12 protein-coding genes and 1 pseudogene are annotated in these 12,706 nt (G+C 58.2%); 4 read left to right on the top strand and 9 right to left on the bottom strand.

Translation table 11 applies throughout. The features are described 5' to 3' along the window. Window positions 1–56 precede the first annotated feature (56 nt). Window positions 57–1,163: an NAD/NADP octopine/nopaline dehydrogenase family protein gene (locus V6Z53_RS20230; protein ID WP_338581384.1), complete on the top strand. Its 1,107-nt coding sequence runs from the start codon at window positions 57–59 to the stop codon at window positions 1,161–1,163. Beyond that, window positions 1,163–2,155 carry a 3-hydroxybutyryl-CoA dehydrogenase gene (locus V6Z53_RS20225; protein ID WP_338581383.1) on the top strand — a complete coding sequence of 331 codons (993 nt, stop codon included), beginning with the start codon at window positions 1,163–1,165 and terminating at the stop codon, window positions 2,153–2,155. Before V6Z53_RS20230 ends, V6Z53_RS20225 begins: the two co-directional genes overlap by 1 nt. Window positions 2,156–2,253: 98 nt before the next feature. Here V6Z53_RS20225 and V6Z53_RS20220 read toward each other — a convergent pair whose 3' ends face one another. The 7 genes and pseudogenes from V6Z53_RS20220 to V6Z53_RS20190 all read right to left on the bottom strand — a co-directional run bounded on the left by V6Z53_RS20220 (window position 2,254) and on the right by V6Z53_RS20190 (window position 10,340). Further along, on the bottom strand, window positions 2,254–3,774 hold the full coding sequence (locus V6Z53_RS20220) for an aldehyde dehydrogenase family protein (RefSeq protein ID WP_338581382.1): 1,521 nt from the start codon (window positions 3,772–3,774) through the stop codon (window positions 2,254–2,256). Between the two features lie 70 nt (window positions 3,775–3,844). Further along, window positions 3,845–4,672, bottom strand: a complete 828-nt coding sequence (phnX, locus tag V6Z53_RS20215; protein ID WP_338581381.1) for a phosphonoacetaldehyde hydrolase — start codon at window positions 4,670–4,672, stop codon at window positions 3,845–3,847. An 86-nt stretch (window positions 4,673–4,758) separates the two neighbouring features. After that, the gene (locus V6Z53_RS20210) at window positions 4,759–5,631 is read right to left on the bottom strand and encodes a LysR substrate-binding domain-containing protein (protein WP_338581379.1); all 873 of its coding nucleotides are present in this window, start codon (window positions 5,629–5,631) and stop codon (window positions 4,759–4,761) included. 33 nt (window positions 5,632–5,664) lie between these two features. After that, window positions 5,665–6,960, bottom strand: coding sequence for an MFS transporter (locus tag V6Z53_RS20205; protein WP_338581378.1), 1,296 nt, complete (start codon window positions 6,958–6,960; stop codon window positions 5,665–5,667). Window positions 6,961–7,086: 126 nt separating this feature from the next. Continuing rightward, window positions 7,087–8,178: an iron-containing alcohol dehydrogenase PsrA gene (gene psrA, locus V6Z53_RS20200; protein WP_338581376.1), complete on the bottom strand. Its 1,092-nt coding sequence runs from the start codon at window positions 8,176–8,178 to the stop codon at window positions 7,087–7,089. Between the two features lie 164 nt (window positions 8,179–8,342). Beyond that, window positions 8,343–8,960: a DUF4157 domain-containing protein gene (locus tag V6Z53_RS20195; protein ID WP_338581375.1), complete on the bottom strand. Its 618-nt coding sequence runs from the start codon at window positions 8,958–8,960 to the stop codon at window positions 8,343–8,345. Window positions 8,961–9,070: 110 nt separating this feature from the next. After that, window positions 9,071–10,340 (bottom strand): annotated as a pseudogene (locus tag V6Z53_RS20190) (MFS transporter). A gap of 135 nt (window positions 10,341–10,475) precedes the next feature. Here V6Z53_RS20190 and V6Z53_RS20185 point away from each other — a divergent pair. Next, window positions 10,476–10,934 (top strand): helix-turn-helix domain-containing protein, encoded by a 459-nt coding sequence (locus V6Z53_RS20185; protein ID WP_338586537.1) that lies wholly within the window; start codon window positions 10,476–10,478, stop codon window positions 10,932–10,934. A 24-nt stretch (window positions 10,935–10,958) separates the two neighbouring features. On the opposite strand, the gene V6Z53_RS20180 is transcribed toward V6Z53_RS20185, so the two are convergent. Continuing rightward, on the bottom strand, window positions 10,959–11,120 hold the full coding sequence (locus V6Z53_RS20180) for a DUF2986 domain-containing protein (RefSeq protein WP_338581374.1): 162 nt from the start codon (window positions 11,118–11,120) through the stop codon (window positions 10,959–10,961). A 97-nt stretch (window positions 11,121–11,217) separates the two neighbouring features. After that, window positions 11,218–11,835, bottom strand: a complete 618-nt coding sequence (locus V6Z53_RS20175) for a LysE family translocator (RefSeq protein ID WP_338581373.1) — start codon at window positions 11,833–11,835, stop codon at window positions 11,218–11,220. A 180-nt stretch (window positions 11,836–12,015) separates the two neighbouring features. On the opposite strand from V6Z53_RS20175, the gene V6Z53_RS20170 reads away from it, so the two are divergent. Further along, window positions 12,016–12,468 (top strand): Lrp/AsnC family transcriptional regulator, encoded by a 453-nt coding sequence (locus V6Z53_RS20170; protein WP_338581372.1) that lies wholly within the window; start codon window positions 12,016–12,018, stop codon window positions 12,466–12,468. The last annotated feature ends 238 nt before the right edge of the window (window positions 12,469–12,706 follow it).

Genomic DNA, 12,706 nt, shown 5'->3' with positions numbered 1-12,706 from the left:
AAGCCTGTGGCGGTACGCCTCGCTAGCATCGAGTCACTTACAAGAGGAGTGGCTCCATGAAGATTACAGTGCTGGGTGGTGGACACGGCTGTTACGCCGCTGCTGTGGAAATGGCTGAAAAGGGGCATCAAACTCGCCTGTGGCGTCGCGACGGTGCAGCGCTCAAGGAGCTGCTGGCGATCGGTAGCCTGACCATCAAGGACTACAAGGGCACTCGCAAATTATCCGTCGGCCAGCAGGGCGACAAGCTATCGTTCACCGACAACCTGGCCGAAGCACTGGCCGACGCGCAATTGGTGATCATCCCGCTGCCGTCGACCTCCCACGAAGACCTGGCCAAACAGGTTGCGCCGCACCTGCACGACGGTCAGGTGGTGTTCCTGCCACCGGGCACATTCGGAAGCTATGTGTTCGCCAAGGCCATGGCCGATGCGGGCAATCAGAGCAAGGTCGCCTTCGCTGAAACCGGCACGTTGCCGTATCTGGTGCGCAAGCACGGCGCCAGTGACCTGGTGATCAGTTGCTACGCCACCCGCCTGCCGACCGGCGTGTTCCCGAGCAACCTGTCCGAACACGCTTTCGCGGTATTGCGCGAAGCCTACCCAAGTGTAGAGCCGATTGAAGATGCCCTCAGCGGTGCGTTGATGAACGCCGGTCCAATCATTCACCCGCCGCTGATCATGATGAACGCCGGTCCCCTTGAGCATTTCGAGTCCTGGGACATTCACAACGAAGGCACCCAACCGTCGATTCGTCGCGTGACCAACCAGCTCGATGCCGAACGCATGGCCGTGCGCGAAGCATTGACCTACGGCGCACCGCACTTTCCCCTGGCCGACCACTACAACACCACCGAGGGCGAGGAGTGGATGTACGGTCGCGGCGCCCATGGCAAGTTGACCGACAGCGGCGACTGGCGCGAAGACATCGACCTGCAAAAGCATCGCTATATGCTTGAAGACACGCGTTTGGGCTTGTCATTCCTGGTGTCCGTCGGCCGCTGGGCCGGTGTGCCGACGCCGGTTGCGCAGGGTTTGCTGAGCATTGCTTCGGTTGTCGCCGAACGTGATCTCTACGCAGAAGGCCGTACCCTGGAAAACCTCGGTCTGGCCAAACTGAGTCGGGCGCAGATGACCGAGCTTCTGACCAAGGGTTACAACTGATGAACGCCGCGCTGCCCCAAGTCAGCGTGGTCGGCGCCGGCCGGATGGGCGAGGGCATTGCCCTGGCGTTCATCCATGCCGGTCTGCCGGTGACCCTTATCGACATCAAGGATCGCGCCGAAGATGAGCGGCACGGCTACTTCGAACGTGTGCGAAGCAGTATCCGCCGCGAACTGCAAATGCTGGTGCGCCTCGGCGTGTTGAATCTGGAGCAGGCGGACATCGCGCTATCGCGGTTGACGCTGCAAGCCAGGACCCAGTCCGCTGAGGCATTGCGCGAGTGCGACCTGGTGTTCGAAGCCGTGCCGGAAGTCATCGAGGTCAAGCAGGAGACTTTTGCCTGGATCAGCGAGCACGTCCCGGCGGCGACCATCATCGCGTCGACCACCTCGACTTTTCTGGTCACCGAGCTGAGCGAAATGGTCAGTGAGCCGCAACGCTTCGTGAACGCGCACTGGCTCAACCCTGCGCACCTGATGCCACTTGTGGAAGTCAGTCGTAGCGACGCAACCTGCCCGCAAGTGGTCGAGCGCCTGCTGCAATTGCTCAAGCGCATCGGCAAGGTGCCGGTGGTGTGCAATCCGGTGGCCGGCTACATCGTGCCGCGCATCCAGGCACTGGCGATGAACGAAGCCGCACGGATGGTGGAAGAGGGCGTGGCCAGCGCAGAAGACATCGACACCGCAGTGCGCGTCGGCTTTGGTTTGCGCTTCTCGGTGCTGGGCTTGCTGGAGTTCATCGATTGGGGCGGCGGCGACATTCTCTACTACGCCTCGCGTTACCTGAGTGGCGCGCTGGCACCGCGTTTCGAGTCGCCACAGGTGATCGCCGACAACATGCAAAACGGCCGCAATGGCTTGCGCGATGGCCAGGGTTTTTACGATTACCGTGACCTGGATGTGGACGCCTACAAGCAGCAACGTCTCGGCGACTTTGTGCGCAAGCTGGAGTTGTCGGGGCTGACGCCGGCGTTCGATGGTGCGTTGAAATAGCCTTGAGCATCAGGGCCCGGCTGTCGGGCCCTGACTATGCGAGGTTTCAAATTACAGAGCACATTCTGTCTTTCGACTAGTCGTCTACAGTCCAAGTATTAGAAGAACCCCAATGGATTGATGTCGTAGCTCACCAGCAGGTTTTTGGTCTGCTGATAGTGATCGAGCATCATCTTGTGGGTTTCACGGCCGACGCCGGATTTCTTGTAACCGCCGAACGCGGCGTGAGCCGGGTACAGGTGGTAGCAGTTGGTCCAGACACGACCGGCCTTGATGGCGCGGCCCATGCGATATGCACGGTTGATGTCGCGGGTCCAGAGGCCGGCGCCCAGGCCGAACTCGGTGTCGTTGGCGATGGCCAGGGCTTCGGCTTCGTCCTTGAAGGTGGTGATGCTCACCACCGGGCCAAAGATTTCTTCCTGGAACACACGCATTTTGTTGGTGCCCTTGAGCAGGGTCGGCTGGATGTAATACCCGCTCGCCAGGTTGCCTTCGAGTTTTTCCACCTTGCCGCCAGTCAGCAGCTCGGCGCCTTCGCCCTTGGCGATTTCCAGGTACGAAAGGATCTTGTCGAATTGCTGCTCGGAGGCCTGGGCGCCGACCATGGTGTCGGTGTCCAGCGGGTCGCCACGTTTGATCGACAGGACTTTTTTCATCACTTCTTTCATGAAGTCGTCGTAGATCGACTCTTGCACCAGCGCGCGGGACGGGCAGGTGCAGACTTCGCCCTGGTTGAAGAACGCCAGCACCAGGCCTTCAGCGGCTTTTTCGATGAAGGAAGGCTCAGCCTTCATGATGTCTTCGAAGAAGATGTTCGGCGACTTGCCACCCAGCTCTACGGTGGACGGAATGATGTTTTCGGCCGCGCATTTCATGATGTGCGAGCCGACCGGGGTCGAGCCGGTGAACGCGATCTTGGCGATGCGCTTGCTGGTGGCCAGCGCTTCACCGGCTTCTTTGCCGAAGCCTTGCACGATGTTCAGCACGCCGGGTGGCAGCAGGTCGCCAATCAACTCGACCAGCACGGTAATGCCCAGTGGCGTTTGCTCGGCAGGCTTGAGCACCACGCAGTTACCGGCAGCCAGGGCCGGGGCGAGTTTCCAGGCAGCCATCAGGATCGGGAAGTTCCATGGGATGATCTGCCCGACCACGCCCAGCGGTTCATGGATGTGATAGGCCACGGTGTTGCCGTCGATTTCGGCAGCGCTGCCTTCTTGGGCGCGGATGCAACCGGCGAAGTAGCGGAAGTGGTCGGCGGCCAGCGGAATGTCGGCGTTGAGGGTTTCACGCACGGCTTTACCGTTGTCCCAGGACTCGGTGATCGCCAGTAGTTCCAGGTTCTGTTCGATGCGGTCGGCGATTTTCAGCAGCACCAGCGAGCGCGCCTGGGCGGACGTGGCGCCCCAGGCATCGGCTGCCGCGTGGGCAGCGTCCAGGGCCTTGTCGATGTCTTCGGCCGTGGAGCGAGGAAACTCGGCAATGGGCTGGCCATTCACTGGCGAGGTATTGGTGAAGTACTGACCTTTGACAGGCGCGACGAACTCGCCGCCGATGTAGTTACCGTAGCGGTGCTTGAAGGATATGAGGGCGCCGGGGGTGCCAGGATGGGCGTAGATCATGACGAGTCTCTCTTGTTGTTTTTGGTTGTAGCCGTCCGGAGAACGGCCACTGTCACTTAGCCGAACGTGGTCAGGAACCTTGAGGGGTTTCACCGCGTGCCAGGCGGGCATTGATGTCTTCGATGACGGCCGGCAAATCGACGATCGTGTCGATCAGGTAGTGCGGGCGAGAACCTTCGAACATCTTGATGATGCGGGCACGTTCTTCCGCCAACTTGTCGGAGGGCAACGCCTTGTACTGTTCGTAGGTCAAACCCAGAGCGTTGCCGGAGCACGTCAGCGCGACTGTCCACATACCGGCGCTGCGGCCTTCGAGGATGCCGGGCCAGGTGTCGTCGACCTTGACGCAAGCGGCGACGTCGCTGATGCCCAAGGCAATCACGTTAGCCAGAGCCTGGGCGGGGTGTGGGCGGCCATTGGGCACTTCGTCGGTCGCTACCACGTGGTCGGCGACGTAGCCATTGTGGCGCGCCAGTTCCACCACTTTTTCCATGACGACAGCCGGATAACCGGAACAGGATCCGATTTTCAAACCCTGGTCGCGCAGCGCATCGATGGCGTTCAAGGCGCCAGGAATAAGTGCCGAATGCAGCGCAATCTTTTCGATTTGCAGTGGCATGAAACGCTCGTAAAGCGCGGTGACGTCTTCATCGGTCGGTAAGCGATCAAACACCGCACGGTAACGTTCGGCTATCTGTGGCTGATCGCATAAAGTGCGGATGTGGTCCCACTTACCCATGCCCATGGGACCGCGCGCTTCCTCCAGAGAAACCGCCACGCCGAACTCGGCGAACGCCTCGACGAAAATTTGCGTAGGGGCAAAGGAGCCGAAATCGACGACGGTGCCTGCCCAGTCCAGGACCACGGCTTGCAGTTGCGCAGGTTGTTTGTAATGCATGTTGAATCTCCACTTTTGGGTAGGGGAAGGCCGTCCCTCTCACCAGTGAGAAGTAGGCTTATCGATTGTTAAAGTGCGTTACAGAATCAGATAACAGGCGTTGAACTGGCGTCGAACAACTCCGCGATCATCGGCCGGTTTCTGCGAATACCGAGGCAGCACAAGTGGTAGTCGATGGAAAACGGGTGATTTACAAACGTGATCGGTTTTGTGCCCGGGGTTTCGGCGTACTCGACGGCAGAGACAAAGCCAATGCCGATGCCCTTGGCGATGGCATGGACGATGGCTTCGCGACTGTTCAGCTGCATCACGCAGTTGAGCGCGACGTCGAGGCGCTTGCAGCTTTCCTCCACCAACTGACGCGTGCGCGAGCTTTTTTCCCGAAGCACCCATCGTTCACTGCTGATCTGTTCGACGTGTACCTCTTTCTGACTGGCCCAGGGATGGTCATCGCGCACGACAGCAATGATCGGATAGCGCCGGTAAAGTTGTGTATCAAAACGCTGGTCGAATTCGGACAGCGCCAGAATCGCCACATCAATGTCGAAGTTGAAGAGCCGGTCCAGCGTCTCCTTTTCGGGAGAAAACGAGGTCTCCAGTTCGATGTCCGGGTGTCGCTGCATCAATTCATACGTCAGGTTCATCGCTATGGGCGGGGACACCGCGCCCAAGCGCAACATACCGGTCTTGCGTTGCTTGAAACTTTGTAAAAGTTGCACGGCTTCATCCTCTTGGCCGAACAGGCCCTGAGTGATCGCATAGAGCTTGTGTCCCGCCGAACTCATTTCGATAAAGCGGCCGCGACGGTGGAACAGTTCTACGGAATATTTCTTTTCCAGCGCGTTGACCTGTTCACTCACCGTCGGTTGGCCGACGCTCAGGTACTCGGCGGCGAGGGTGAAACTGCCCGTCTTCGCTACTGCATGAAAAGAACGTAGCCACTTGTGGTACTGGTACATAAAAGATCCTGTTCCTGAGCCGCGACCTTGTACTCAACGCCTGATGAACAGCGCGACCACTGCGCTGCAAAGGCAAGCGGTGGTGACCACGATGAAGATCAACGACGTATTGCCGGTACTGTCGAGCATACCGCCGATCAGCGGTTCCGCCAGGCCCGCGAACAGGTAGGACGAGAAGTTCATGACGCCGGTCGCCGTGCCAGCCCGCTTTGCTCCGACCAGGTCAGGGCAGAGCGCCCAGAAACTCGACGCAGGGCCGTAAACAAAGAATCCGCAGAGGAATAACGCGATAAGCCCCGTGGCACTGTGAGGCGCAAGGGTCCACATCCACAGGCTGGTAGCGGCGCCGAGCACCATGTAGAGCATGATCGCCAGGTAGCGTTTGGAACCGAACAGTTTGTCCGAAATCCAGCCATTACTCAGCGCGCCGATGGCCATGCCTACCGGCAGGGCAACGGTGATCCACTTCGGATCGATCATGCTGTCGCCGCTCTTCCAGTTGGCACCCAGAAAGTGCACGGGGACCCACACGATCAGGCCATAGCGAGCGGCGTTCTGAAAACCCAGGGACACTGCGGCAATGATCAAGCGAAAGTTTTTCAGGACCGCCTTGTAGCGTTGTGTGGAGGTCTCGACTTCGCCATGGGCCACTTCGTGATTTTTGTCTTCGGCGTTAGCTACTCCGGTGTCTGCGAGTGGCTCGAAGCCCATATCCTGCGGACGTTCCCGCGCCACCAGATAGAAGATAATCCCGCCCGCCAGCATCAGCAGCACCGGCAACCGAAAGATCCAGCGCCACTCCAGATGCATCACCTCAAGCACCACGATCGAGGTCACGTACGACAGGACCGAGGCGCAACCGGCGGCAAATACGTATAAGCCATACACCTTGCCGCGCTCGCCGGCGCTCCACCAGTTGGAGATCAGCCGACTGCCCGGCGCCCACCCCAAAGCCTGGAAATAACCATTGATGCCCCAGGGCAGGATCAATGCGGAAAAATTGCCTGCGAAGCTGGTCACCCAGTTGGCGGCGCAGGACAACACGGCACCGGCGGTCATGATGCGGCGACCGCCGTACTTATCGGCAAGGTTACCGTTGATGGCCTGGCCGATGGCATAGGCCCAGAGCATGGCTGCCGATGCCCATCCGAGGTGTTCCTTGGTAAAACCGAATTCGGCCTGGATGCCCGGAATGGCGAAACCGAAGGTTTGCCGACCGGTGTAGAAAAACAAATAACAAAACATCGCCGCCAGCAACATTCGCCATTGAGCGACTCGAAATGAGGCGGTGTGTACGGCCAGAGCAGGCATGGTTTGGGCACGATTCATGATCTTTTCCTTATTATTGTTCGCTCTCACCGATTGGCGTCGGCGAGTGCACTCTTTTGTGAGTGCCGCAGGAAATCGTCGCGGCTCGTCATGCCGCTGACAGTGCTTGTTAGGTGTTGGCAGGGTCTACGCAGCTTGAGAGCCGATAAAGTTTTTGCCCCTTGCGCCCTGCATGGCGAAATGAATCATTTGCTCGGCTTGCTCCGCCGTTACGCCATAATCGGAAAACTCCGTTTTCACGCCCAGGCTATGCAGGAATTCACGTAACTGAACCTGTGCTTTGTCCAGGTCGTTGCCGAAAATTCGTTGAAGGATACGGTCGCGCGCTGCATCGTGACCCCAGGCCAGGCCCAGCACCAGCGGCAACGTAAAGGAGCAGGCGATGCCGTGCGGCAGACCGTGATGCAGCGTCATCTCGTAAGAGATGGAATGGGCCAGGGCGGTTTTGGTGTTGGAAAACGCCATCCCTGCCTTGAGGGCGGCCAATGCCATGCGCGAGCGCAGTTCCCTGCTGGAGAGGTCTCGACGCAGCAGCGGCAGGCATTCCAGAATGTCCGCAATAGCGGATATGGCAAAGGTGTCTGAAACCGGGTTGGCATTGATGTTCCAGACTGACTCCAGCGCATGAGACAAGGCATCCAGCCCTGTAGAGACGGTGACGCCGCCAGGGACGGTGAGCATCAGCTCCGGGTCGACAATGGCGACCTTCGGCCAGGTACATTCAAGGTGCAGCGAGTATTTTTTGTGGCTGGCCGAGTCCCAGATCGTCGCCCAAGGCGTCACCTCGCTCCCGGTGCCCGCCGTGGTGGGCGCCGCGATCAGTACTTTGCTGCGCGCCGGGACGAAGGGTTTACCGGTTGCCAGTAACGCGAGCAGTTCATCAAAACGCCCCGATTCGGTACCCACGATCATCGCCTTGGCGGTATCGATGGCACTGCCGCCACCCACTGCAACGACGGCGTGGCATTCGCTGGCCTGCTGCCAGAATCGTTCATAGGTATCGCGTAGCTGGGCCACATCAGGATTAGGCTGGACATCCTCGATCACATACACCAGGCGGTCGCCTAGCAGGTCTTGAATGCGATCAACCAATCCCAGCCCACGCGCCTCGGGAAAGGTCACAAGGGCGACTTTCTGGTTTTCAGTGATGTCGGCAAGTTCATGCAGGCTGCCCCAGCCGAAACGTGTATCAACTGGATTGTGGAATCGGGCAATCATGGCGGGTCCTTTGTTTTTGTTGTTGGAAGTGGCCCCATACTCGGGGTGCTTCAACAACAGCTCAAATCGATAATTCGCAGGCATCAATCGGCCCAACCGATACTTGATTGAATGCGAATGCTTGATTAGAGGACTTGAAGCGCGTTCAAAACCACATGTACCGGCTATCGAGTAAGCCCCGGCTGTGCCGCACCCGCTCTCAGCGCTTTGCTTACCTGGGTTTGAATCTCGTAAGCGGGCGCTTCAACGGCGTTGTAGTCGCGGGTATAGCGCGTGGCAAACTCGCGGACGCCCCATTGCTGGTATTGCTGCACGTGCTTCAACTCATGCGCCCACAGGGCCACATCGTTCAGTGCATCTTCGGCGTTGCGAAAAACGATGATGTCGATCAGCGTGACTGCATTGATATCGGGGTTCTGCAGCATGGTGTTTGCGGCGTTCAGCTCCGCATCATCGCCAACCTTGTAGCGCGCCGAGTCGAGCACTTTAAGGTCGTAGTAGGGTTCGAGTTGGGCGCGGATGTTCAGCGGGATTGTCTGGATATCGCCGGTTGCTGCGGTGTTGCGCGATAGCACGATCCAGCTTTCCAATCCGGTGACAGCCATCTGGTTCACGTTTTCGAAGATCGTCCCGATGTCCTCTTCGGAGCCTGGGGCACAAAAACAAGCGACCACGCAGACCTGGTACTGACCTGCCGGGCAGGCGAGAACAGCGGACGAAGTGCCGACGCCAAAAAGCAGCATTGCGAATGTCAAAACCTGGCGCAAATAGACTGCTGACAATGGGTTCTCCCGCAGGTCAATTTCCCAGATTGCCTGACAACGTCACTATAGCTCCCGAGCCCTTGTCCATATCGCCGTAATCGAGATGGCAAGTAGCAGGTGCCCGACTTTCATGCAGATCTTCCTTGATGGTTGGTTGGGAAACGTAACGTGAGAAACCACAGCACCAACGCTGTCGCGCTGATCAAGGCGCCCAGCAGGCTCACCGCCATCCAGCCCCAAAGCGCATAAACCTGGGTCGCGGTCGCTGCGCCCAGCGCGCTACCGACTGAGTAGAAACACATGTAGGCGCCGACCATGCGACTTTGCGCATCAGGTCGTGCAGCAAAAATGAGGCTCTGGTTGGTGACGTGCACGGCTTGCACCGCGAAGTCGAGCAGGACCACTCCGCAAACCAGCGCGATCAGCGACGTTTCGGCAAAAGAGATGGGCAACCAGGAAAGCGTCAGCAGCCCCAGCGAAATGCCGGTCACGCGTTGTCCCAAACCTTGATCGGCCCAGCGACCGGCTCGTCTGGCCGCCAGGGCACCGGCGACGCCGGCCAGGCCAAACAAGCCGATGGCAGTGTGTGAGAGCGACAGCGGCGGGGCGCTCAATGGCAGCACCATGGCTGTCCATAGCACGGAAAACGCGGCAAAGATCAGCAAGGCCAGCAGACCCCTGATCCGCAAAACCGGTTCGGTCACGAACAGCTTGAACAGCGACCGGATGAGCGCTGGGTAGGCGTGTTGGTTGCGTGGTGTCGTTGCGCCAGGAACCACTTTCCAGAACACCGCCGCGATAGCCAGCATCAATCCTGCGGACACAAAATAAACGGCGCGCCAGCCCGCCAGATCTGCGATCACTCCAGAGGTAAACCGAGCCAGAAGAATACCCAGGACAATTCCGCTGGTGACTGTTCCCACTGCTTGCCCACGTTGTGAAGGCGTTGCCAGCATGGCGGCGTATGCCACAAGCACCTGAACCACCACTGCCAGTAAGCCCATCACGATCATGGCTCCCAGCAGGGCCAGCCACTGTTGTGCTGCGCCCACCGCCGCGAGGGCAACGGCAGACAACAGTACTTGAGTCAAAAATCAGCCGCTTTCGGTTGACCAAATCACCGAGTGGGACGATGAAGAGTAAGCCTAACGCGTAACCAACCTGAGTCGCCGTCACCACCACCCCGATCATTGATGAGGCCACACCCAGGCTCTGGGCCATCGAGTCGAGTAACGGTTGTGCGAAATAGACGTTGGCGACCGCAAGCGCGCAGGTGACGGAAAACAATAATGTGATCGACGGTGAAAGCCCCGGAGACCGATCGATCGTATCCGTAGGTGGCAATCCCGAAGGCTGCCTGGACAAGCGTTTGGTGGCTGAGTCGGTATCTGCTGTCATGAACGCCTCCATGGCGTTAAAGTAGTTTCAATTAAAAACCTGATTCAATTGTTGCTGGATTAGGTTTCAAATTGCAACCACATTGATCGTGATTGATCGACTGGCATGGCAATCCTTATTCAAAAGGTAAATACGATGGTCGATGGTGCTTCACCGCATAGCAGCGAATGCCCGGTAGCAAGAACACTGGAAGTGATTGGGGATCGCTGGTCGCTGATGATCATCCGCGACGCGTTTGACGACATTCGCCGATTCAGCGAATTTCAAAAGAGCCTGGGCGTGGCCAAGAATATTCTGGCCTCGCGCCTGAAAGCGTTGGTTGAGGTCGGTGTGTTCGACGTCCGACCAGCTTCAGATGGAAGCGCCTACAAGGAGTACGTGCTTACGGACAAAGGTCGGGAGATCTTTCCGGTTGTGGTCAGCATGAGGCAGTGGGGCGAACGTTTTCTGTTCCAGCCGGGGGAGACGCGTTCTGTGCTGTTGGACAACGAGTCCAGACAGGTTCTCATGCCGATTGATGTTCGCTCCTCAAACGGTCAGAAACTTGGACCGTCTGACTGCCACAGAGTGAGAGTTGTTGCCGACGAGTCGTGAATCGGCAGCATGGCGCTGCCTGGATCAACTCTCAGAAGAAGTGTTCGATTCCTGACTGGCTTCAGCCTCCAGCTTCAACCGGTCAGCTTTGCTGATGTACTTGGTCTTGTTCTTCGGTGCCAATTTGGCGCTGGCCTTCTTAGCGTTGGCCTTCAATATCTGGTTGAGTTTTTTACGGCGATTCATTTTTGCTACCCGGTTTGTAAGTTGTCGAATGATACCAGCTTGAAATATAGGGCGAGACCCCTGTCAGCGGTGCTGGGTCTGTCTCGCTGAAGGTGAATCAACCCAGCATCCGTTCGGTAAACAGGGTTACAGCGATGATAATCATGGTGGCCCCAGAGAAACGACTGACCATTTGAGCGGCTGCCGGGCGCGCCCGAAGAACGACCTGCGAGCCAAATCCGACCAGTAGGTAGATCACGCCACAACTGACAGTGTGGACAAGCCCGAGCGCAATCATCTGCATCGGTACAGGCCAGGGGGCAGTGGCGTCGGCAAATTGCGGCAGGAGTGCCAGGAACAGCAGGAACACTTTCGGATTCAGCCCGCTGACGCAAAGCCCCTTGAGCGCCCAGCGCTGCCATGAGCCTGACGCCTGAGCGGTATCCGCGTGCGGTGTGGCGGGGCGGGCAAGCATGTTGGCACCCAGCCAAAGCAGATAAGCCGCCCCGGCCACTGTCAGTACAGACATGGCCACAGGATTGTTGGCGAGCAACGTGCCCACGCCACCGGCAACGACCATCGTGGCAATCAAGTGACCGGACAACAGGCCGCCCACGGCGGGTATGACGACGCGATGCCTCAAGCCTGCGGATATCGCGTAGGCCCAATCGGCTCCGGGCGTGATCACGAACAACATGGACACCGCCCAGAAAGCAACAAAGACACTGAAGGTCATAGCGTACCCCGCGTCTGTACGTCATTCACACAGCTATTCATCATTCCGGCCCTCAAATCAACGCCGCCCTTTAATGAGGAGTACGGCTGGTTAATGGTTGGAGGAAGATTAATGAAATATGGTTAGAATTAACTTTCAAAGATGGTCGTTTAGCAGTTGTGGATTGGGAGATTTTTCTACGTGGACAGAACTGACCGGAAGATTCTTGCCGAGCTGCAAAAGGATGGTCGCCTTTCGGTCACTGAGCTTGCCGAGCGTGTAGGCCTGAGCCTCTCACCTTGCCATCGACGAGTGCGGGCACTGGAGGAGTCGGGCGTATTGCTGGGCTATCGCGCGCAGCTTGATCCGGCGGCTCTAGGCCTGAATTTTTCCGCCATGGTGTTTGCCACCCTCAGAGAAGGCGACCGGCAAGCCGTCGATGCCTTCGAAACGGCGCTCGTTGAGATACCCCAAGTGGTCGATGCCCAGAGGTTATTTGGGGAGCCGGACTACCTGCTGCACGTCATCACCCAGGACTTGCCAGCCTTTCAAAGGCTCCACGATGAAAGCCTTTCGACGTTACCCAATGTGCAACGGCTGACCTCGACGCTGGTTATGAAACGGGTGGTGCAGGATCGACCGCTGCCGTTGTGAGAGTGGGAGTGGTTGGCTGGGTTTCGCGTTCCAGACAGGGTTTTGCGTCAGTCGGGAATGACTGCGATTGGCTGACAGGAAGGGGGCGGGAATGGTTGAAAACGACCCAAAACAGACATTACGAAAGTGCGTTGAGAGTCGTGCCTCAGCCGTTCCGGTTTCAAGCTATTGCGATACTTGCGCCAAAGCACATCTGCGCCAAGAAAATTCGATTGGCAGACCAGACACTTGCCGGCAG

The organism is Pseudomonas sp. MAG733B (genome assembly GCF_036884845.1).
Classification (GTDB): Bacteria; Pseudomonadota; Gammaproteobacteria; order Pseudomonadales; family Pseudomonadaceae; genus Aquipseudomonas.
This window is presented reverse-complemented; position numbering and strand designations above follow the sequence as displayed.

Bases quoted from the DNA above. Each gene is read 5' to 3' on its own strand.
- V6Z53_RS20230 (WP_338581384.1), top strand. From the start codon at position 57: ATGAAGATTACAGTGCTGGGTGGTGGACACGGCTGTTACGCCGCTGCT.
- psrA (WP_338581376.1), bottom strand. From the start codon at position 8,178: ATGATTGCCCGATTCCACAATCCAGTTGATACACGTTTCGGCTGGGGC.
- V6Z53_RS20205 (WP_338581378.1), bottom strand. From the start codon at position 6,960: ATGAATCGTGCCCAAACCATGCCTGCTCTGGCCGTACACACCGCCTCA.
- V6Z53_RS20225 (WP_338581383.1), top strand. From the start codon at position 1,163: ATGAACGCCGCGCTGCCCCAAGTCAGCGTGGTCGGCGCCGGCCGGATG.
- V6Z53_RS20180 (WP_338581374.1), bottom strand. From the start codon at position 11,120: ATGAATCGCCGTAAAAAACTCAACCAGATATTGAAGGCCAACGCTAAG.
- V6Z53_RS20185 (WP_338586537.1), top strand. From the start codon at position 10,476: ATGGTCGATGGTGCTTCACCGCATAGCAGCGAATGCCCGGTAGCAAGA.
- phnX (WP_338581381.1), bottom strand. From the start codon at position 4,672: ATGCATTACAAACAACCTGCGCAACTGCAAGCCGTGGTCCTGGACTGG.
- V6Z53_RS20175 (WP_338581373.1), bottom strand. From the start codon at position 11,835: ATGACCTTCAGTGTCTTTGTTGCTTTCTGGGCGGTGTCCATGTTGTTC.
- V6Z53_RS20220 (WP_338581382.1), bottom strand. From the start codon at position 3,774: ATGATCTACGCCCATCCTGGCACCCCCGGCGCCCTCATATCCTTCAAG.
- V6Z53_RS20210 (WP_338581379.1), bottom strand. From the start codon at position 5,631: ATGTACCAGTACCACAAGTGGCTACGTTCTTTTCATGCAGTAGCGAAG.